Annotated in this window: 17 protein-coding genes and 1 pseudogene; 12 read left to right on the top strand and 6 right to left on the bottom strand. The window is 57.4% G+C overall.

Annotation, left to right across the window (positions count from 1 at the left end):
* Positions 1 to 778: 778 nt before the first annotated feature.
* Complete coding sequence (locus WG915_RS04865) at positions 779 to 1393, bottom strand: hypothetical protein (protein WP_339564255.1); 615 nt, start codon at positions 1391 to 1393, stop codon at positions 779 to 781.
* Between the two features lie 239 nt (positions 1394 to 1632).
* On the opposite strand from WG915_RS04865, the gene WG915_RS04860 reads away from it, so the two are divergent.
* Positions 1633 to 1944: a hypothetical protein gene (locus WG915_RS04860; protein WP_339564254.1), complete on the top strand. Its 312-nt coding sequence runs from the start codon at positions 1633 to 1635 to the stop codon at positions 1942 to 1944.
* A 515-nt stretch (positions 1945 to 2459) separates the two neighbouring features.
* On the opposite strand, the gene WG915_RS04855 is transcribed toward WG915_RS04860, so the two are convergent.
* A complete protein-coding gene (locus WG915_RS04855; RefSeq protein WP_339564253.1) occupies positions 2460 to 2927 on the bottom strand; it encodes a hypothetical protein in 468 nt (155 codons plus the stop codon).
* A gap of 75 nt (positions 2928 to 3002) precedes the next feature.
* On the opposite strand from WG915_RS04855, the pseudogene WG915_RS04850 reads away from it, so the two are divergent.
* From WG915_RS04850 to rpsI, 3 genes and pseudogenes are all read left to right on the top strand, one after another.
* Positions 3003 to 3149, top strand: a pseudogene (locus WG915_RS04850) (WXG100 family type VII secretion target); the annotation flags it as partial.
* Positions 3150 to 3591: 442 nt separating this feature from the next.
* Positions 3592 to 4035 (top strand): 50S ribosomal protein L13, encoded by a 444-nt coding sequence (rplM, locus tag WG915_RS04845; protein WP_339564252.1) that lies wholly within the window; start codon positions 3592 to 3594, stop codon positions 4033 to 4035.
* Positions 4035 to 4580, top strand: coding sequence for a 30S ribosomal protein S9 (rpsI, locus tag WG915_RS04840; RefSeq protein ID WP_339564251.1), 546 nt, complete (start codon positions 4035 to 4037; stop codon positions 4578 to 4580). Before rplM ends, rpsI begins: the two co-directional genes overlap by 1 nt.
* Before the next feature lie 160 nt (positions 4581 to 4740).
* Here rpsI and WG915_RS04835 read toward each other — a convergent pair whose 3' ends face one another.
* Genes WG915_RS04835 through WG915_RS04825 form a run of 3 tightly spaced genes read right to left on the bottom strand, consistent with a single transcriptional unit; the run spans position 4741 to position 10434 of the window.
* Positions 4741 to 7929 (bottom strand): bifunctional proline dehydrogenase/L-glutamate gamma-semialdehyde dehydrogenase, encoded by a 3189-nt coding sequence (locus tag WG915_RS04835; protein WP_339564250.1) that lies wholly within the window; start codon positions 7927 to 7929, stop codon positions 4741 to 4743.
* A gap of 43 nt (positions 7930 to 7972) precedes the next feature.
* Positions 7973 to 9001: an ornithine cyclodeaminase gene (locus WG915_RS04830; protein ID WP_339564249.1), complete on the bottom strand. Its 1029-nt coding sequence runs from the start codon at positions 8999 to 9001 to the stop codon at positions 7973 to 7975.
* Positions 9002 to 9024: 23 nt separating this feature from the next.
* The gene (locus WG915_RS04825; protein WP_339564418.1) at positions 9025 to 10434 is read right to left on the bottom strand and encodes an amino acid permease; all 1410 of its coding nucleotides are present in this window, start codon (positions 10432 to 10434) and stop codon (positions 9025 to 9027) included.
* A 484-nt stretch (positions 10435 to 10918) separates the two neighbouring features.
* Here WG915_RS04825 and glmM point away from each other — a divergent pair, with 484 nt between their 5' ends.
* From glmM to WG915_RS04805, 4 genes are all read left to right on the top strand, one after another.
* Positions 10919 to 12262, top strand: a complete 1344-nt coding sequence (gene glmM, locus WG915_RS04820) for a phosphoglucosamine mutase (protein WP_339564248.1) — start codon at positions 10919 to 10921, stop codon at positions 12260 to 12262.
* A gap of 136 nt (positions 12263 to 12398) precedes the next feature.
* Positions 12399 to 12671, top strand: coding sequence for a hypothetical protein (locus tag WG915_RS04815; protein WP_339564247.1), 273 nt, complete (start codon positions 12399 to 12401; stop codon positions 12669 to 12671).
* The gene (locus WG915_RS04810) at positions 12671 to 14203 is read left to right on the top strand and encodes a hypothetical protein (protein ID WP_339564246.1); all 1533 of its coding nucleotides are present in this window, start codon (positions 12671 to 12673) and stop codon (positions 14201 to 14203) included. Before WG915_RS04815 ends, WG915_RS04810 begins: the two co-directional genes overlap by 1 nt.
* A complete protein-coding gene (locus WG915_RS04805) occupies positions 14197 to 14406 on the top strand; it encodes a hypothetical protein (RefSeq protein WP_339564245.1) in 210 nt (69 codons plus the stop codon). Before WG915_RS04810 ends, WG915_RS04805 begins: the two co-directional genes overlap by 7 nt.
* Here the strand turns inward: WG915_RS04805 and WG915_RS04800 are convergent.
* Positions 14403 to 15233, bottom strand: a complete 831-nt coding sequence (locus WG915_RS04800) for a dienelactone hydrolase family protein (RefSeq protein ID WP_339564244.1) — start codon at positions 15231 to 15233, stop codon at positions 14403 to 14405. The genes WG915_RS04805 and WG915_RS04800 overlap by 4 nt on opposite strands.
* 169 nt (positions 15234 to 15402) lie before the next feature.
* Between WG915_RS04800 and glmS the strand changes: the two genes are divergently transcribed.
* The 4 genes from glmS to tsaE all read left to right on the top strand — a co-directional run bounded on the left by glmS (position 15403) and on the right by tsaE (position 20600).
* Positions 15403 to 17268, top strand: a complete 1866-nt coding sequence (gene glmS, locus WG915_RS04795) for a glutamine--fructose-6-phosphate transaminase (isomerizing) (protein ID WP_339564243.1) — start codon at positions 15403 to 15405, stop codon at positions 17266 to 17268.
* A gap of 377 nt (positions 17269 to 17645) precedes the next feature.
* Complete coding sequence (locus WG915_RS04790; RefSeq protein ID WP_339564242.1) at positions 17646 to 19052, top strand: NAD(P)H-hydrate epimerase; 1407 nt, start codon at positions 17646 to 17648, stop codon at positions 19050 to 19052.
* A complete protein-coding gene (gene alr, locus WG915_RS04785) occupies positions 19027 to 20112 on the top strand; it encodes an alanine racemase (protein ID WP_339564241.1) in 1086 nt (361 codons plus the stop codon). The genes WG915_RS04790 and alr overlap by 26 nt, the downstream gene beginning before the upstream one ends.
* Positions 20112 to 20600: a tRNA (adenosine(37)-N6)-threonylcarbamoyltransferase complex ATPase subunit type 1 TsaE gene (gene tsaE / locus WG915_RS04780; RefSeq protein WP_339564240.1), complete on the top strand. Its 489-nt coding sequence runs from the start codon at positions 20112 to 20114 to the stop codon at positions 20598 to 20600. Before alr ends, tsaE begins: the two co-directional genes overlap by 1 nt.

Here is a 20600-nt window from a genome sequence, read left to right as displayed (position 1 = left end):
AAGATAATCCTGAACTGCATAAACGTGCTGTACCCCTCATAGAGCGATTGAGCCGTGCCTTAGCATGCGGTAGGCAGGTTCAAAGCTTCTACGGGGCGTTGTGACCGTCTAGCCCATCAAGATCCCTAATCTAGATACGTAACTGTGACAGATTGCCCAACAGAACATAACAATTTGATAACGGGAGATAGTCCTAACCGTAGAATTGTCAACAATTAGGAAACTTTCAGCCCCCAATTAGGTAGCAGAACTACTAAATGTGGGGGTTAATCTAATCCCATCATGGTAATTTCATCAGTGTAACTACTATATGTAGTGTCCGTTGCGCTTAGTTCCCCCAGCATATAGATTTAGTTCAGTGCTCGAAGTCCGGGCACCTTAACAAAGGCAGTTGCTAAGGGCAACTGCCAGAAAGGACTCTTTATGAGTCACGCCACATGTTGTAGCAGTTACGAAAACCCAAAATCCTCCCCAGTGCGGCGAACACTGGAGAGGATCTTAGGCAATGCGATTGGATCGTTTGTTTTCGGCGGTACGAAAATGATCATCAAACACATCGACAGTGTAATTAGCTAATTGCAGATACCAAGGCCGTGTAATCTTCCTAGGGATTGCACGGCTTTCTGCTGTCTATATCATCTCAGGTATTGATCAATAATGTCAACCGGGGTGACACCTCAATACTGCTGTCTCAGCGTCACTACCTGCACAAATACGGTAGCAGCCTCTATAACAGCCTCAAAGGCACTGGAGCGTGACTAGGCAATGCTCAAGGCTTCTACGGGGCTGCTGCAAGCTCTGATCCAAGCAGTGTGAAGCTCTCTGCATCGTCGGGGTCTATGACGTACTCGTTCTTCCCCAATGTATTGATATGCGCGAGAATCGCCGGGGCTTTAACCTCAGCGGTGAAGATGCAACCGCCACGGTTCGAGTGGTAATCGTTGGCGAAAAACTCAGCGGTCTCACGATCCGATGTCCATGACATGCCGAAGCCCGATTCAGTTTCTCTTGGGTGTCCACCACGGTAGAGCGTGATAGATTCCGGCGGCGTAGCCACTCCGGGTTCAGTGCTAACAAAACCTCCGTACCGGAACATATCTAGCCACTGATTCTTGCTTAGATGCGCGAGTGGCGTAACCGAAAATTGCCATGCGAAACATGTGAGCCGGGTTATCTGTTCTGGTGTTACCGCGAGCTTGCCGCTCTTAAACAGTGCGTAGTTAGCAGTCGCCCGCCTGGTGTCCTGGAGTATTGCCAACGCGGTCATGGCCCGCTCGTAGGTGATTCCATCTGCTGGCTCGTAGTCGATTACGCCGCCTTTGCCGTCGTACACGGCGTAGAGATCATCAGAGATCTGGACGCGGCCCTCAAGGCCGTAGGGTTCAAGCGACATGAACTCTCCGAATACCGGGGCGTATGTCCTGCCTTGATATACAAATTGGACTCCGAGGTACGGATCTACAACGAGGTTGAGCAAATGATTCTCCTTGGTGATGGTTGTTGGGTTGCTGCTGTGGGCTAACGCTTCTACAGGGCTGTGGGAGAGCCAGCGTTGCTCGCTGGTTGGGGATCCATCACGCCTGCGGCTTTAGCACCTCTGGGAGTGTCACTAACCGGCGTAGCATTATCTGCATGAGCAGTTTTCTCCAGGCAGTGGCGGGCGTGATTCCAGTGCTGCTGTTAGCGACATTTTGGGATCAGAATTACCTGAAGCGACTTGGACAATCCCCCCGCAGGTGGCTTGCATGGGTTCACCTGGCAATGGTTGTTATTACTATGCTGTGCCTATTTGGGGTTCTGTGGTGCCTGTACTCGGAAGCCAGCTATGGCAATCACGAGTGGTTTAGGCAGTTTGCCTTCTACTGCTCGCTGGTTGGGGTCTTATCCGGTGGCGGTGGCCTTATGGGGGTTGCTGCAGGGTCATTGTTCCCAACCAAGTACTAACGGAACACCTACAGGTGTGCCCTGGCTTCTTGGTGACCTCCCAAGCATTACCTCCCATTTGACCGGTTCCCGTTGTCACCCCACGACTTCTAGCCCATGTGCTATTCTGCACACAGGTTTTCCGTATGACCTCAACCTGATTTTGCGGATCAGGTAGCCGTTCATCTCAACCGAGGGATAGGCGCTGTTTTTGAATCGACAGTGCTTAAGATTCCCCGAACGAGGTGGACGGCCTTTGTATGGAGCTACCACACAACGAGGTGGCAAGGGGGCGCGATAGCCCTGCTTCTTACGTGAACCACGTTTACGCGCCGGTAGTCGGTTAACGTCGGACTACCTGAAGCGACGGCACCTGCCTAGGGTGCGTTAGCGGTTCCTGTACCGCTGGTAGGCGTAGTGGATAATGACGGGTGCATTAGACACGCTGCACCCAAGCGTGGAAGATCCGTAGATCCTGTGCGCTCCCCGGCATCGAACACGGGGCGGTGGCCACTCCACTAGCGCATTGTGTGGCGCTAGGGACGGTCAAACCAGATGCACAGCTCAGCACAGCTGAGGTAGTCCTGCGAGGCCCTTGCACGGACTGAGACGGGCACTAGATTGTTGGCGGCAACAACTCCCCAGACATCGGAAAGTGCGGTGTCAACAAGGAAAATATCCAGGTCACAGACTAGGAATACCTTGTGATCCTCAACGCATGCGTAAGCGAAGTGGGGAATAGCCGCTAGCTCTCGTTCGGTGTCGATTCCTGTTGAGGTCTGCTGGGACGCGATACGCCTGACTACCGCGTTAGTGATGCTTTTAGGGTCGGCGGCTTCTTGAACATCAGCCTTGTATAACTGATCAGAGGGCGGCAATAGCTCAGGCAACAGCTCGAATACCCGGCTCATGCTAGAGCGGATCTGTTGTTCAAACACCTCAGCGCTGCTGTGGGGAGCGGTGTTTTCAGCGCGGGCGTGGCGCTCATCGGTTGCCGTTTTCATGGTGTAATCTCCTAGATACCGGGGGAATGTGCAGGTAGAACACACTTTTCTATCTGGAGATAACCGCTAGATTAGGCAGCAGCCTATAACGAGGCCCAGGCCAAGTGGGATCGCTCTGCCGCTGAGCTCAACACGATTCTGGCTACAATCTCCAACACTGTCCGAGACGGTAATGATCGCATGAGCGAGATCAACCGAATGGCCGCAGCTAGCTGGGGCTAAAACTCAGTACACCACTTGTTTCCGTGTTAGCGGAACTTCGCAGTACGCACTGGATACGCTCGCTGTGCATCTATTGGCGCCGCGCGCTCTGGATTTTCATCTTCTCCTCGTTGTGGAAGGCGAAGTGAAGATGGGATGAGCGCGGGGCGTTTTCCTATTCTGTTTTTGTTCTGTTCTAACTCAATGCTGAACATAACTCGTCATAGCGCCTAGCAGTCTATTTGGGTTACAGTGGCCTACCTCGGACGTAGCCAAGAGAGCTAATGCTGCTCCAGAAGGTGCGATTTTCATTTCGCTCCTCACATGCTTTATGCTTGTGTGTCTGTGTGTGCAGTCTCCGTTTGGGGACATCAACTGTTCGGGTCTCCACCGGCCGCCGAATCAGCTTGAATGCGCGCGCGGATTGGCTGGCAGTTACTAGACAGACTTATAAGGAGTCATTTTGTCTACTTTCCACCCTAAGAGCGGTGACATTACCCGCAAGTGGTACGTCATCGACGCCACTGACGTGGTGCTGGGTCGCCTGGCTGTTACGGCAGCTGACCTTTTGCGCGGCAAGCACAAGCCATACTTCGCTCCTAACGTTGACTGCGGTGACAACGTCATCGTCATCAACGCTGACAAGGTGCACATCTCTTCCAACAAGCGCGACACCGAGTTCCGTTACCGCCACTCCGGTTACCCAGGTGGCCTGACTAGCATGACCCTTGGTCGTTCTTTGGAACTGCACCCAGAGCGCGTCGTCTTCGAAGCTATCGAGGGCATGATGCCGCACAATAAGCTGACCCGCGCTTCCGTAAAGAAGCTGCACGTTTTCGCCGGCTCCGAGCACCCATACGCTGCTCAGAAGCCAGAGACCTTCGAAATCAAGCAGGTGGCACAGTAATGACCGAACAGAACGTAACCGAGAACCAGGATCTTCAGGCTGACGCTGCAGACATCGCTGCTGCAACCGCTGCTACCGAAGAGTTCACCAACACCATTGGTGACGCAATTGCTCCTGAGGCCACTGAAGAAGCTGCTCCGGCTGCTCCTATCGAGATGGACGGCCCAATCCAGACCGTTGGTCGCCGTAAGCGCGCCATCGTTCGCGTCCGCATGGTTGCTGGCTCCGGCCAGTTCCTCTGCAACGGTCGCACCCTGGAAGAGTACTTCCCGAACAAGCTGCACCAGCAGCTGATCAAGGCTCCACTGGTCCTCATCGACCGTGAAGGCCAGTTCGACATCATCGCTAACCTCACTGGTGGCGGCCCAACCGGCCAGGCTGGCGCTATGCGCCTCGCGATCGCTCGTGCGCTCATCGCGTACAACCCAGCTGATCGTGCAGTCCTGAAGAAGGCTGGCTTCCTCACTCGTGACGCTCGTGCCGTTGAGCGCAAGAAGGCTGGTCTGCACAAGGCCCGTCGCGCACCTCAGTACTCCAAGCGTTAATCACTTTTCGCTTCGCGCTACGCCGCTTCTGCTTCATGCAGGAGCGGCGTTTGCCGTTGTAGGGCGAACAGAATCGCGATAACCCCGAAAGCTCAGACACGAAACCGCCGACCCGAGAAAATTCTCAAAGGGCGGCGGTTAAGCATGTCGGTAGTAGCGCTTAATCCAGAATCACACCGAAACGGTGCATCGTCTGGGACACGGCTTGCTCCTGCAGGAAGCCGAGGAGCTCGCGACGGCCGTCGGCAAGCAGCGGCCCTTCGGTGAGGAACGAGCCCGTCTCGGCGGCCGCACGGTGCAGCTCGGCAGGTGCCTCGCCAAAAACACGCACGCGTGACGACGCCGGCAGCTCCCATGTGCTGAGGCGTCGTAGCGGCACCCCGGTGAGCATGCTCATGATTTCCAGTCGTAGTTCCTCGCGCGGAGAAAGCTCTGCAGCATAGTAGAGGTACTCAGGAGCCGGCACGTAGCGGAATACGTTGGACTCGCAGCGCAGGGCAGAGCGATCGTGCTCCAGGCTGAACTCCGTTGCCCAGGCGTGCGCGTCCGACTTCGCAGCTAGGGTTACCCAGGCGGCGTCCTCCGCACTGAGGTTGCTGGCCTGTAGCTTCCGGGAGATCTCTGGGCTGAGCGTGGCATCTGCTGCGGAGTCGATGTCTTCCCACGTACCAAACTGAGTGACATAGTTTGGGCCACCGGCCTTGGCTCCGGGGCCAATGGCTGAGTTCTTCCAGCCGCCGAAGGACTGGCGCTGCACGATGGCGCCGGTGATACCACGGTTGATGTAAGCGTTGCCTACTTCGACGTGACCTCGCCAATACTCGATCTCTTCTTCATCCAGGGAATGCAGTCCTCCGGTAAGCCCGAATCCGGTAGAGTTCTGCCATTCGATGGCCTCTTCTAAGCAGGAGGCGTACATGATGCCGGTGACGGGACCGAAGCACTCGGTGGTGTGGAACCAAGACCCGGGTTGGACATTGTCTCGAATGCCTGGTGTCCAGAGATCTGGCTCGATTTCCTGTGGCTCGAGGAGCCAGGATTCCCCCGGTTCGAGCTGGGTGAGGCCGCGTTTTAGCTTGTCGTCTGGAGCACCGATGAGACCGTTCATGGTGGTAGAGATGTCGGTGCCGCGGCCGACACGGAGGGTGGACACGGCGTCGATAAGCTGATTCTTAAAGCGACCGCAATCGCCGACCAAGATCAGCAGCGAGGCCGCGGAACACTTCTGGCCGGAGTGACCGAACGCGGATTTGTAGGCGTCCGCGACGGCCAGATCTGGGTCGGCGTGCGGCGTAATGACCATCGCGTTCTTACCGGAGGTTTCCGCGTACAACTTCATCTCTGGTCGCCAGGAACGGAAGAGTTTGGCGGTATCGGAAGCGCCGGTGAGGACCACCGCATCAACGTCTTCGTGGGAAATCAGGCGCTTGCCCGCTTCCGCTTCATTTGCATTGACCAGTTGCAGCAGGTCCTCGGAGATGCCGGCTTCTCGCAAGGCTGCCACCGCAACCTCGGCGCAGCGTAGCGTCTGCGGCGCGGGCTTGAGAATGACCCGCGCGCCGGCCGCGATTGCGGCGAATACGCCACCCATCGGGATGGCGACTGGGAAATTCCACGGCGGAGTGATCACCACGACATCATAGGGAGTGAAGCGTTCGTCGAGTTCCGCGCCACAGTGCGCATAATAGGTGGCAAAGTCGATCGCTTCGGAGATTTCCGGGTCTGACTGATCGACAGTTTTGCCCGCCTCATGCGCCATGACGGCGATCAGGTCGCCGCGGTGGCGGGCCAGCGCATCAGCCGCATTGTGGAGCAGCTCAAGCCTGTTTTCTGGGGTGCGGGCCTGCTTCGCGCGGGACACCGCGCGGTCAATCTCTGTGGGGTCAGTGACCAGGGGGGAGATACAGGGTCCTGGAGCTGCTGCGAGGTGACGCAATGCCCAGTCTCGATTTGCGCGCAGCGTCGGATCGGTATCTGGTTCATTGCGGAAGTCACCCCGAGAGTAGCGCGCTCCTTCTTCGGTGTTGCGGTCCTGGGTGCGGCGAGGTCGGTCTGAAACCTGCCAACGGTCCGCCACAGCAGCGAGAAAGGCCTGCCGCTGCCCGTCTGTATCGCCCACAGCTTGGGCATGAAGGAAGTTCTCGGCGGAGCTGTTTTCCTCTAGGCGGCGTACCAGGTAGGAGACCGCCACATCAAAGTCCTCGGCACGAACCACGGGGGTGTACAGGATTTCCTCGCCAATAGCCGGTGCCATGCCTTGAAGCATTTCCAGGTCGATTTGGCGTTCGACACCGCGTTCTGCGGCGAGCTCGCGTGCGAAAGCAATGCTGAAGAGATTGTGGCTGGCTACGCCGACGCGCACGCAGTCCGCGAATTCTGGTTGCAGAATGTAGTCCAGTAGGCGGTAGTAGTTGGCATCTACCTCGTGCTTGGTGGCATAGGGAGCCTGCTCCCAGTCATGCAGCTCCGCTTCCACTCGTTCCATGGAGAGGTTAGCGCCCTTAACCAGGCGAATCTTAATGTTCGGCCCAGTGCCATCTGAGCTGCGACGCTGTTCGAAGCGCTGTTTAGCAAAGGCGGCAACTTCCTCGAGTGCGTGGAACGAGTCCGGTAGGTAGGCCTGCAACACGATCCCGGCCTCGTAGTTGCCGAACTCTTCCTCTGCCAGCAGTTCGGTGAACAGGCGCACAGTGAGGCGAAGGTCCTTGTACTCTTCCATATCGAGGTTGACGAATACCTCGTTATCCCGTGCCTCGCGGTACAGCGGACGGAGTCGCTCCTTGAGCAAGTCCAGGTTGCCTTCCATGTCCCATGGGTTGAGTTGCGCGGCGATGGAGGAGGCCTTGATCGAAACGTAGGACACCTGCGGGTTGCGAATCAGCTCAATTGTGTCGCGCAGTCTCTTGTCCGATTCCTTCTCGCCCAAAACAGCTTCGCCCAGTAGGTTGAGGTTTAGCTGGATCCCCTGCTCGTTGGCTTCTGTGAGCAGCTTCTCGAGCGCAGGCCCGTCGGCGTTGAGGATCAGGTTTCCTACTAGCTGGCGAAAGCGCGCCTTGGCGGCGGGAATGACCACTGCCGGCAGCAGTGGTGCAATTTTGGTTCCAACCTGGAACAGGAGGCGGTCAGCTCCCTGAATGAAGCCGGGCGGGGTGGGCATATCTCCGAGAGCCTTGGCGGCAGCTGCGTTATCAGCTGGGCGTGCGACGCGGTCGACAAATCGCATCGTGAAGTCAATGCCACCGTCATGGCGGACCATGTCTGCCACTGCGTTGTCGTTGTGTGTTTCGTTTTGCCACTTGGTTGCTTGCTGCTCGGCACGGTGGATGACGTTGGATAATGGCTCGGTCATGAGGACACTTTCTGTGGTCTGAGTTGCTAGGGGTGAAGGCGGTTCAGGCTACGGGCAAGCTGGCGCCCACCATACCGAAAAGGTCTTTCGGATCGTCGGGGTCAGCAACCAGGTCTAGGGACTGTTGTAGGTCGGTTCCAGCAGTGGCATCGCGGAGGTAGCGCAGCGCTGAAAAGTCTGAGATGGCAAAACCTACGGAATCGAAGATCGTGATCTGTTCGGCTGAGATACGCCCTGGTTTCCGATTAAGGAGTACCTCCCAAAACTCGACGACTGGGAAATCCGGTGCCATCTGTTGAATCTCACCTTCGATTCGGGTCTGTGGGGTGAATTCCACGAAAACATCGCCGCGGGTGAGGATCTCAGCCTCCAGCTCGGTCTTCCCAGGACAGTCGCCACCGATAGCGTTCAAGTGCACTCCGGGCCGGACGTCTGCAGAGTGGAGCACAGTGTTGTGAGCCTTGTCGGCGGTGCATACAGTGATGATGTCAGCGCCCTGGACGGCTTCAGTGGCGCTAGTGGCAGCATGAATCCGGAAGCCTAGCGGCTCAAGGTTTCCGCGTAGCTTCTCGGTCGCCGCGGAGTCGATGTCATAGACGCGCAGTTCTTCGATGCCGAGCACGCCGCGGAATGCCAAGGACTGGAATTCAGATTGGGAACCCGCTCCGATGAGGGCCATGGTGGTGGATTCTGGGCGAGCTAGCCTTTTGGCGACCATCGCGGACACCGCCGCAGTGCGCAGTGCTGTGAGCAGGGTCATTTCAGCTTCAAAGGTGGGGTAGCCATTATCGACGTCGGCAAGCACCCCGAACGCAGTGACCGTCTGGAATCCGCGTTCTGGGTTGCTTGGGTGACCGTTGACGTATTTGAAGGAGTATTCCTCGCCGTTTGAGGTTGGCATCAGCTCGATGACACCGAAGGGGGTGTGGCTGGCAACGCGCGGGGTTTTGTCGAAGCGTTGCCATTGGGCGAAGTCATGTTCCAAGTAGTCCACCATGTTGCTGATGATCTTTTCCACGCCTTCGCGCTGGATCCAACGAACCATGTTGGCTACGTCTACAAACTGAGTCATTGTTGTCCTTTCACCTGGTGGGGTTAGTTTTCTTCAGCGGGGTGCAGGGTAACCTCCGCCTTGTCGACGCCGAGTGCTTCGGCTTTCGCAGTGAGATGTTCATCCTTGACCTCTGCCACGCGTTTGCGCACGAATCTCCAACCGATTGCCAGCGCAGGCCAGAACAGTAGGGAAGCAGCTAGTGTCCACGTCCCGATCGGGTAGTCAAAAGCCATCAACACGATGACGCAGGCGAGGAAGGCAAGCGTGAGATAGTTGGTGAAGGGGGTCAGGTGTGCCCGGTAATGCGGGCGTTCATACAGCCCCTTCTTGGTCATAGCGACAAACTTCATGTGGCTGAGTGTGATGGCGGCCCAGCCGGCCATGGTGCCAAGGGCGGCGAGATTCAGGACGATTTCAAATGCCTGGCTTGGCACCACGTAGTTCAGGACTACACCAAATAGGGCCACGATCGTTGTCAGTAGTATGCCGCCGAAGGGCACGCCTTTCCGGGTCAATTTACCGGCGATTTTTGGTGCGCAACCGGTCAGCGCCATTGAATGCAAGATTCGTCCCGTGGAGTACATTCCCGCGTTCATCGAGGAAAAGGCCGCCGTGATCACCACTAGCTGTGTCAGGGGTGCCGCAGCGTCGACGCCGATGGAAGCGAAGAACGTTACAAAGGGAGACTCGTCTGCGGAGTACGCAGTGTAGGGCAGCAGCATGCACAGCAGTAGTACCGAGCCGAAGTAGAACACTGCGATGCGCAGCATTACGGCGTTGATGGCACGTGGAATTGCTCGTTCCGCATCTTTAGTTTCTCCTGAGGTGGTGCCCACCAGTTCAATACCTGCGTAGGCAAAAACCACTCCCTGCACCACGATCATTGCTGGGATGAGGCCGTTGGGAAAGAAGCCGCCGTTGTCGGCGATCAAATGGAATCCCGGATTGGTGCCATTCGGAGATCCAAAAAGAACGAAGTAGCTTCCTACCAGCAAGAAGATGACTAGCGCCGCAATTTTGACGATAGAAAACCAGTATTCTAGTTCGCCGAATAGCTTCACGGAGACCAGGTTCAACGCCAGTACTGCAAGGACTACTAAGAGGGCGGAGAGCCATTGCGGGACGTTGTTGATCCACTGCGAATACTGTCCAAACCAGCGGAAATAGATGGCGATTGCGGTGGCATCCGCGACGGCTGTCATTGCCCAGTTGAACCAGTACAGCCAGCCGGTGGCATAGGCGGCCTTCTCCCCGAAAAACTCTCGGCTATAGGATACGAAAGAGCCAGAAGATGGGCGATGCACGATGAGTTCACCCAGGGAACGCAAGATCAGGTAGCCGATGAATCCGCAGATCAGATAGAGGATTGCGAGTGAAGGGCCCGCTTGCTCTAGTCGGCCACCGGTGCCGAGGAACAGTCCGGTTCCCATGGCAGAGCCGATGGCGATCATTTGAAGTTGTCTACCAGAAAGCCCCTGTTCGAGGCCTTCAGATTCTACGGCGAATGGGTCGTACGCCGCGTCTCCTCGAGGAGACTTCTTTCGTACTAACTTTGCCAAATCCCCACCTTAGATAGTGTTGTTTCACTCATGAAGGCAAAACTATGATGTGGGACACATATTGCGCAACCATTGCTTTCTGGGGGGTTGTGCATAACATGCGGTGAGGCATATATGTGCCGTCGCGCCTTGTTGGCAGACACTATCTATAAGGCGAGGTTTTGGCTGGCTGGAAGCTTACGCAGTGGTGCATAATTTCCGGTTGGGCGTGACTGGATTGTTATCAAAAGGTGCGCTGAAGCTGTGGGATGGCTCCGATGCACGTCTCATTTTCGCGCCGAAGGGGCGGTCTAGGAAGTGGGTTTTGGGCTGCCACACCTCATAATTCTTCAGTTCTTGGGCAGTTTTCTTAGGGCAGATCTGCATAATGGAAAGTATGACTCGACTATTTGGTACCGATGGCGTCCGCGGACTCGCGAATGAAACCCTGACTGTCAACCTCGCTCTCCGCCTTGGGCAAGCTGCAGCGGAAGTGCTTACGAAGGAAAACCGCACCTCAAAGCGCCGTCCAACTGCTGTTGTTGGCCGTGACCCGCGTGTCTCTGGTGAGATGCTGGCCGCAGCACTGGCTGCAGGTATGGCCTCACGCGGTGTCGACGTACTCCGAGTGGGAGTACTTCCGACGCCAGCTGTTGCTTATCTCACCGATGACTATGGTGCCGATATGGGTGTCATGATCTCGGCCAGCCATAACCCAATGCCCGATAACGGTATTAAGTTCTTCGCCTCCGGCGGGCACAAGCTTGCCGACGAGGTTGAGGATGAAATCGAAGCCGTCATGAACTCGATGAGCGACCAAGGCCCTACCGGTCATGGCGTCGGACGCGTCATTGAAGAAGCTCCGGATGCGCGGGAACGTTACCTGAGCCACTTGGCCTCTGCGATCAAGACTGACCTGAAAGGCATCAAGGTCGTGGTCGACTGTGCCAATGGCGCAGCCTATGAGGTAGCTCCGATGGCTTATGGCGCAGCTGGCGCTGAGGTCATCGCGATTCATGACAAGCCAAACGCCTACAACATCAACGATAGCTGCGGCTCTACTCACATTGAGCAGGTCCGCCAGGCCGTCGTAAAGCACGGCGCTGACCTCGGCCTTTCTCACGACGGTGACGCAGACCGTTGCCTCGCAGTCGATGCAGAAGGAACCGTGGTAGACGGTGACCAGATTATGGCGATCATTGCCCTGGCAATGAAGGAAAACAACGAGCTGCGCAAGAACACCTTGGTTGCTACCGTGATGTCCAATCTTGGTCTCATGCTTGCTATGAAGGAAGCCGGAATTGAGGTCAAGACGACGAAGGTGGGCGACCGCTACGTCTTGGAAGAGCTGCGGGAAAACAATTTCTCCCTGGGTGGCGAACAGTCCGGCCACGTTGTCATTCCTGATTACGGCACCACCGGTGATGGCACTCTCACAGGATTGTGCCTGATGGCTCGTATGGCGGAGAAGAAGCAGTCGCTGAAGGAACTAGCCACCGCAATGACTGTGTTGCCACAGAAGCTCATCAATGTCCCTGTCACTGACAAATCGGTTATCGAGGGCGATCCTCGTGTCATTGCTGCCATCCAGGAAGCAGAACAGGAGTTGGGTGAGACCGGCCGCGTGCTCTTGCGCGCATCCGGAACTGAGGAAATCTTCCGAGTCATGGTCGAAGCAGCCGATGCCGATACGGCAGTTCGGATTGCCGGTCAGCTTGCGGCAGTTGTAGCTGCGGTTTAACAAAAGTTTCCCGGGATAGGGAACCATTTGCCCCCTTGTGTCAGTCAAAACTAGTGAAGGGGTTTTCACTTTTTGACAGTTCACAAGGGGGATTTTTGTGTTCAATTTGAGCCTGGATGTCGGGCAAACTTCGAAAATGATCGGCGATCTAATCGCAGGAACCGAGCAGGAAATAGCAAAGCAGCGCAGCGTTTCGCCATCCTTCGCGATTTCCGCAGCCGGGCGTGACTTCGCTGCGCATGGGGCTGCATTAGACGAAATGTTCCGGTCCTTACACGCAGCCAATTTGGATCGCATGCTGCGCACGAACATGGTCGCTAACTCGGCGCTCGCAGAGGTGGAACACATGGCCAAGGCCGATCAAGCTGGCGCCACAGTCATCGCTGGCATCGGTGTGGAGGGCAAGTAATGGCGAAGAAGAAAAAGGGCACAGACGCTGCCGCCTCGCTTTACGACGACGCCGTTGAGGCACTCCGCAACGCCGCCGGCGGCGACTGGAAAGGGCCAGCACAGCCCCCAGAGCAGGTCAAAGATGCAATCGAAAGCACCAAAGGGCTGGATACGGATGTGCTGCGTGAATCAGCAGATGACCTCGTCGGTGGTGGCAAACCGGATTCCATAAAGGGCAAGGGGTTGCTAAAGCAGCTGGGTGGCATGCTGATGGGTGTGATCTCCGGGCTCATCATCGATGAAATCTGGAGTAAAGCTCAGGAGTGGTTCGAAAACGACGAACAAAACACTGAGCTGAGCAACTCCGTGTCCGAAGCGGCCGAGTCCATTGACAAGGTCACTGCTGAATCTTCCCAAGCCAACGAAATGGTCTGCGATTCGACCAAGAGCCAAATCCAGCAACTATGTGCCTTGCTGGCAACAATCGATAAGACGAAATTTCCGGATGAGTATGAAGGAGTTTTGCGCAGTGCGGATGGACTAATCAACGAATGTGCGTCCAGCGTGGTCGGCATCTCCAACGATCGTGACCGCTGCATAGCGGACATTTTCAACCAGATCCTGGAGTGTGGTGCACAGATCTGCAATACAGAGTGCACCCCGCTTCCTGCTGCTTGTGACGCACCGCCAGCGGCTCCACCAGCGCAAGAATGCGAAAGTACACCGGCAATGCCTACGGCCCCGGCAACCTCAACTGGAGGTGGGGGAGGTGCCGCACCGGCCCCGACTCCCGCACCTACTCCAAGCTCGCCAGCACCTGCACCAGTAGAACCCTCTCCGCAGCCTGCGCCGCCGGTAACTAAGCCGGTGACCCAGGACTGCCCGGAGGAACCGGTAAGGAAGCCTGCGCCGCCGGTAACTAAGCCGGTGACCCAGGACTGCCCGGAGGAACCGGTAAGGAAGCCTGCGCCGCCGGTAACTAAGCCGGTGACCCAAGACTGCCCGGAGGAACCCGTAAAGAAGCCTGCGCCGCCGGTAACTAAGCCGGTGACCCAAGACTGCCCAGAGGAACCGGTAAAGAAGCCTGCGGTAGACGCCTGCCCGGAGGAGCCGGAATCGGAATGTGAAGACAAACCTGAAGACACCTGCGAATCTTCAGATGCGATGAGCGGACTCACCGCTGTCTTGGGTATTGGCGTTGTTGTTGCCGTGATCGGGGCGATCGTAATGGCAGCTGAAGAGTTCCTACAAGTTCCAGAGCCTCCAGTCCCGGAGCCCGCACCGGAACCGGCGCCATCTGCCCCAGTTGAACCACCGCCACCGCCGAAACAGAATGTCCCTGAGCCACCGCCACCGCCGAAACAGAATGTCCCTGAGCCACCGCCACCGCCGAAGCAGAACGTTCCTGAGCCACCGCCACCGCCGAAGCAGAACGTTCCTGAGCCACCGCCACCGCCGAAACAGAATGCCCCTGAGCCAGCCCCGGCACCAGAACTAGTCGGTAGCGGTGTCGGAAGCACTGGCCAGGCCAGGAAGGTGGGTGCGTGGTGAAACCCGACTTTGATGTCGTGATGGATCGTTTTCGTGCCCGCGCCGCTCAGCGCATGACGGAGTTCGAAACTGAATTAGAGAAGTCGCAACGCGTGAGCATGCGTGCTCAGGAACGGGCGTCGAAAAACGAAACACCGCAGCGACGCCCTAGACAGGAGCGTACTGCTGCGGTGCAGTCAGTGCTGAGAAGACCGCGCTACTAACGAGCGGACTCTGCCACCTTGAGTCGAACCCCCGAGGCGTCGAAACCAGTTACCTTTTTGGCGGTCGCAGTAGCGTCCGAGAACGCAGAGTATTTGTTCTGGTTATCAAGGCGGTGGAGCAGGAACCCAGTCAGGAGGCCACGGGCGATCTGTTGCGCTGTGCCTTGTGGTCGGCCGAGTCCAAGTGCCATTCGCCCCAGTGAGAACTCGGTGAAACCCTCTTGGGTCGCGCCATCAATCTCACGGTAAATGCAGGAACCTGCCCAGTTTGCTGCTACCTGGACCGGATTGCCGGTGGCTACAAAATCGCGGTCAGGCTCACCGAGGATAAAGCCTGGAGTGGACACATTGCGGGCGGCTTCCTCATTGGATGGTGAAGTTACCGACGGGTACAGCGCAGCTACCGCATTCAAATGGTCGCGGCCTGCGGCTGCCAGGATGGCGCAACCAGCGCCCATACCGTGTCCCACGAGGCCGATTTTTCCGGGAGCAACAGAAATATTGCCAGTGCCGAGTTTGACACCCGTGAGAATCTGCAGGGCAGTTTCAAGGTCCGAGGCAAAACCGCGGTGATTAGGCAATACACCCGACTCGGTGCTTGGTGCGGCTACCACGATGCCCCAAGAGGCCAAGTGACGCAGCGTCGCATGGTAACGCTTGATGTCCGTTGACCAGTCGTGCCCGAATGCTACTGCGGGCAGTCCGTTACCCTCAGCCGGGGTGTAAATCTTGCCCGGCAAGCCGGCATATTCAAGATCGCCGACCAGAACGCGGTGCGGTCCTCGGGAGGAAAGTTTGCTTAGGTGTTTGTTCAGTTTCTCAGCCACAATCCCCAAGGATAGTGGAAACTTCCACCTGAGATGTCGCTGCCATGAGGCAAACATGAGACAAAACTGCGTCAAAGCACTGTCAAATTGCTGAAATTCAATAGCTAGCCGAATTTTTTATTGCGGTTGACTAACGCTAGTGAGCGCTTTTACCCCTAAAATAGACCGCATGTGTGGAATCGTAGGATATGTAGGAAATCAACAGGGTCTATCCGTAGCTGTCGAGGCGCTACGTCGAATGGAATACCGTGGCTATGACTCTTCGGGAGTAGCCGTGGCCGATGGTAGCGGTGCTATCAACGTCGTTAAGCGTGCAGGCAAGCTTGCCAACCTTGAGGACAAGATTAGTGAAGTTGGGAAGGAAACTCTTTCCGGCACTACTGCGATTGGTCACACCCGGTGGGCAACCCATGGTCGTCCAACCGACCAGAATGCGCACCCGCATGTCTCTTTCGATAACAAGGTGGCAATTGTCCACAACGGCATCATTGAGAACTTTTCCCCTCTGCGTGCTGAATTAGAAGCACAGGGGATTGAACTGAAGTCAGAGACCGACTCCGAAGTGGCCACCCACTTGTTGGCGCTGGCTTACAACGAAGGGGAAACCGCGGGCGACTTCAAGGCATCCGCCATGAAAGTTCTGAACCGCCTCGAGGGCGCATTCACGCTGCTGTTCACCCACGCCGACCATGCGGGTACCGTGATCGCTGCTCGCCGTTCCACCCCGCTGATCGTTGGCGTGGGCGAGGGGGAAATGTTCCTCGGTTCCGACGTTGCCGCATTCATCGAGCACACCAAGGAAGCCATCGAGCTCGGCCAGGACAGCGTTGTCATCATCACCGCTGACAGCCACGAGATTCTCAACTTCGACGGCACCCCGGCCGAAGGCAAGCAGTTCACCATTGACTGGGATCTCGCTGCCGCAGAAAAAGGCGGCTATGACTCCTTCATGATGAAGGAAATCTTCGAGCAGCCAGATGCTGTACGTGACACCCTTGTTGGACACTTCGTTGACGGTCGCGTAGTTCTCGACGAAGACAACATTTCCGAGCGTGATCTGAAGTCCATCAACAAGGTCTTCGTCGTCGCCTGTGGCTCTGCATACCACTCCGGTTTGCTGGCTAAGTACGCAATCGAGCACTGGGTACGTATCCCGGTTGAGATTGAGGTTGCCTCTGAATTCCGCTACCGCGACCCAGTACTGGATGCCAACACCCTTGTTGTCGCGGTATCTCAGTCGGGTGAGACCGCTGACACCCTGGAAGCCGTGCGTCACGCAAAGACACAGGGCGCAAAGGTGCTGGCTGTCTGTAACACCAACGGCTCTCAGATCCCACGCGAATCCGACGCTGTTTTGTACACTCACGCTGGACCAGAAATCGGCGTTGCCTCCACTAAGGCATTCTTGGCGCAGGTGGCCGCGAATTACATTGTCGGCTTGGCGCTAGCTCAGGCCAAGGGCACTAAGTACCCCGATGAAATCAAGGAGATCTGGGAGAACCTCGAGGCTATCCCAAACAAGATTTCTGAGGTCCTGGGATGCGAAGACCAGGTTATGGAGATCGCCCGTACCCTCGGAGCAATCCAGACCATGCTTTTCCTTGGACGTGGCGTAGGCTTCCCAGTCGCGTTGGAAGGCGCTCTGAAGCTCAAGGAGCTGGCCTACATTCACGCTGAAGGCTTCGCCGCTGGTGAGCTCAAGCACGGCCCGATCGCCCTGATCGAGGATGACCTGCCGGTTGTCGTCGTCGTGCCGTCCCCTCGTGGAGTGAAGGTCTTGCACTCCAAGATCGTCTCCAACATTCAGGAGATCCGTGCCCGTGGCGCGAAGACCATCGTTATTGCTGAAGAGGGCGATGATGCCGTGGAGCCATTCGCAAACTGGCTGATCCGCATCCCACAGTCCTCCACGATCATGCAGCCACTGCTGGCTACCGTGCCGCTGCAGTTCCTCGCAGCAGAGATCGCCCGCCAGTGCGGCAACGAGGATATTGATAAGCCTCGCAACCTGGCTAAGTCTGTGACCGTGGAGTAATTGCTCCTGTTGGGCCGCCCCTGTTTATGCCGTGTGCGTTCCAGGGGCGGTTTTTAGTGCCTGCGCTTGTCCGACGGCAAGTCAGCCCCTTTTGCGTAGCTCTCTGGGTAATAGAAGCGTCCTAGAGCATAACCAGCGATTAGTTCCATCCACTTCGCATTTAGTTTTCCTAGGATGCCTCTATTTGGTTGCAAACGTAATTTTGTAGAAATCAGCAGAAACGAAGTGAGCTATTTCATGCTGCCGTCGCTGCCTAATTCTGAACCTGGGCGCACATGCCTAGCTGGCATGTGCGCCCAGTCTTCCTGACGCGTCCGAGAAGCTATTTGAGTTGATGTACCGCCGTAGTGGCCTACGCCGACGCTAAATTGGAGAATATGCTTCCCCAAAAACATCTGCCGCTGTACTCTCCGGAGCAGATCCGAGCCGCAGAAGCGCCCCTCGTGGCGCAACTCGGCGAAAAACTTATGCGGCGGGCCGCGTTCGCTGTTTCGATCCGCGCTGCGCGCATGCTCAAGTCGATCCGCGGGCAAGTTTCCGGTTCCAGGGTCCTCGTGCTGGCTGGAACCGGGAACAATGGCGGTGATGCCCTCTACGCCGCCGCGGAGCTGGAAAAACGCGGTGTTGTTATCGAGGTGTGGCAGCTAGGGGAGCGCATTCACCCAGCCCTTGGCGCCATCAAACATCCCCGGTTGGTCTGTGGAATCAGCAACCCGGACCTCATTATTGACGGCATCCTTGGCATCGGGTCGCGTGGCGCGCTTCGCGGCGTGGCAGCTGAAGCCGCGGAGCGCGCCAGAGCTCATCCAGTTTTGGCTGTTGATATTCCCAGCGGTATCGACCCGATGACAGGAGAGTCCTTGGGGGCGTCGATAAGTGCGCGCTGCACGGTGACCTTCGGTGGGCTCAAACCTGCGCATATCCTGGGGTGGGAGCATTGTGGGCAGGTGGTGTTGGAGCCCCTTGGTATTGATCAGTATCTGCCTCGGCCGTGGGGATATTCGGCGGGGATGGAAGCCTGGCCGATGCCCGGGCCAAGCGACCATAAGTACACCCTTGGGGTAGTGGGGATCCACGCGGGAAGTGAACAGTATCCCGGAGCTGCGGTGCTGTGTACCACGGCCGCTGCGCGCGCTAGCTCTTCGATGGTGCGCTATGTCGGCCCCTGTACGTCCCACGTGTTGCAGGCCCAGCCCGAGGTGGTCGCTGGTGCCACGCTGGCTGGGAAAGTCGACGCGTGGGTGACTGGGCCGGGAACGGGCACCAGTGATCCAATGCTCGCGGAAATCCTGAGAGACAACGTGCCTGTGGTCATCGATGCAGACGCCCTCACCCAACTCGCCGGGAACCCTCAGCTGCAGAAACTGCTCCAACAACGGGATTCCCTCACCATATTAACTCCCCATGATGGGGAGTTCCAGCGACTATGTGGCCGCAGCCCTAAGGGCCGTGTTTCCGACGCGCAGGCCATGGCCCGCGAATTTAATGCTGTGGTGGTGCTCAAAGGGCGAGTGACGGTGATCGCAAGTAGTGACGAGGTCTATTTAGCGGAAGCGGGTAGTTCCTGGGCGGCTACGCCCGGATCGGGGGACGTGTTAGCAGGGATTATTGCCAAGGGAGTCGCTTTTGAGGCGTCGATAAGCATGGTTGCGAGCGCCGTTCGCCTGCACTGCCTTGCGGCTGCGAGCTTAGGGGGACCAGCGCCAGCCGGGGACATAGCTGCAGCGCTCACTAGGGTGTTGACTACGATTGATAACCATGGAATTGCTGACCACCACCATTGACCTCGACGCCATTGCGCACAACACTCGGATTATTAAGGATTTGGCGGGGCAGGCGCAGCTCATGGCGGTGGTGAAGGCGGACGCCTACGGGCACGGCGCTGTCGAGGTAGCGCGGGTCATGGCTGAAAACGGCGCAGATCAATTCGGTGTGGCCACGCTCACGGAAGCCCTGAGCCTGCGGGAGAAAGGCATCACCCAGCCAATCCTCGCGTGGATCTGGTCCCCCGAACAGGATTTTGTGGCTGCTATTGACCGCGGCATCGAGCTTGGTGTCCCTACCCTCGCACATGCGCGGGCCGTGGCTGACTATGATTGCCGCGTCGCCATCAAAATCGATACCGGCCTGCGTCGTTCTGGTCTGCCGGAGGAACACTGGGCGGAGGTCTTCCAACTGCTGAAGCGCTCCAAAACAACGGTCACCGGGCTTTTTAGCCACCTAGCCTGCGCGGATGAACCGGGAAATCCGATTACCGACGAGCAAGCCAGCACCTTCGAGCGCGCCATCGCCGCTGCCCGCGCAGCTGGACTGGACATTCCCGTCAACCACATCTCAAACTCGCCGGCCACGCTCACTCGCCCGGACTTGCACTACCAAATGGTTCGCCCAGGACTGATTCTCTATGGACTGGAGCCGATGCCAGGGCAGGACCATGGCCTGAAACCTGCGATGACCTGGTCGGCGCGAGTGAGTGTGGTCAAGCGGATCTCCCAGGGTGAAGGCACCTCTTACAACCTGACCTGGCGGGCACCCCGCGACGGCAACTATTGCGTCGTTCCGGTGGGCTATGCTGACGGCCTGCCTCGCGCCACGCAGGGCCACCTTGAGGTCACCATCGGCGGCAAGCGCTACCCGCAGGTGGGGCGTGTCTGCATGGACCAGATCGTGGTGTGGTTGGACCAAGACACCACCGAGCCTGGCGCTGAAGCGATCCTGTTCGGACCAGGCGAGCGCGGTGAAATGAACGCCACCGAGCTTGCCGACGCCATCGGCACCATCAACTATGAAATAATCTGCCTACCCAAGGGGCGAACCCTTCGCACATACGTGGGAGGAAAGTGATGAAGTCGAGTTTTCCGGCATCCGGTGAGGAACGCTTTGAAACTCCCGAGCAGACCCAGGCTTGGGGGGAACAACTCGGCGCGGCTCTCGAGGCTGGTGACGTGGTGATTTTGGATGGCCCGCTCGGTGCGGGAAAAACCACGCTTACACAGGGGATCGCACGTGGCCTTGGCGTGAAAGGACGCGTCACATCCCCAACCTTCGTCATTGCGCGTGAACATCGCTCGCTTTCTACGGGGCCGAGCCTGGTCCACGTGGATGCCTATCGACTCCTTGATTCCGGCGTGGATCCAAGCGGTGCCCTCGACTCACTTGACCTGGATACAGACCTCTTGCAGGCCGTGGTAATCGCAGAGTGGGGCGGGGGACTGGTCGAGCAGATTGCAGATGACTATCTTTTCGTCTCGCTGGACCGGACGACGGCCGTTGCAGAGGACCCGGAATCTGAGGCGCGGATCGTCTCGTGGCGGTGGCAGGCGCTAGCATAG

It is taken from the genome of Corynebacterium sp. H128, assembly GCF_037482625.1.
GTDB lineage: Bacteria > Actinomycetota > Actinomycetes > Mycobacteriales > Mycobacteriaceae > Corynebacterium.
The sequence above is the reverse complement of the archived record's forward strand: the minus strand, read 5'-3'. Positions and strand labels throughout refer to the sequence as shown.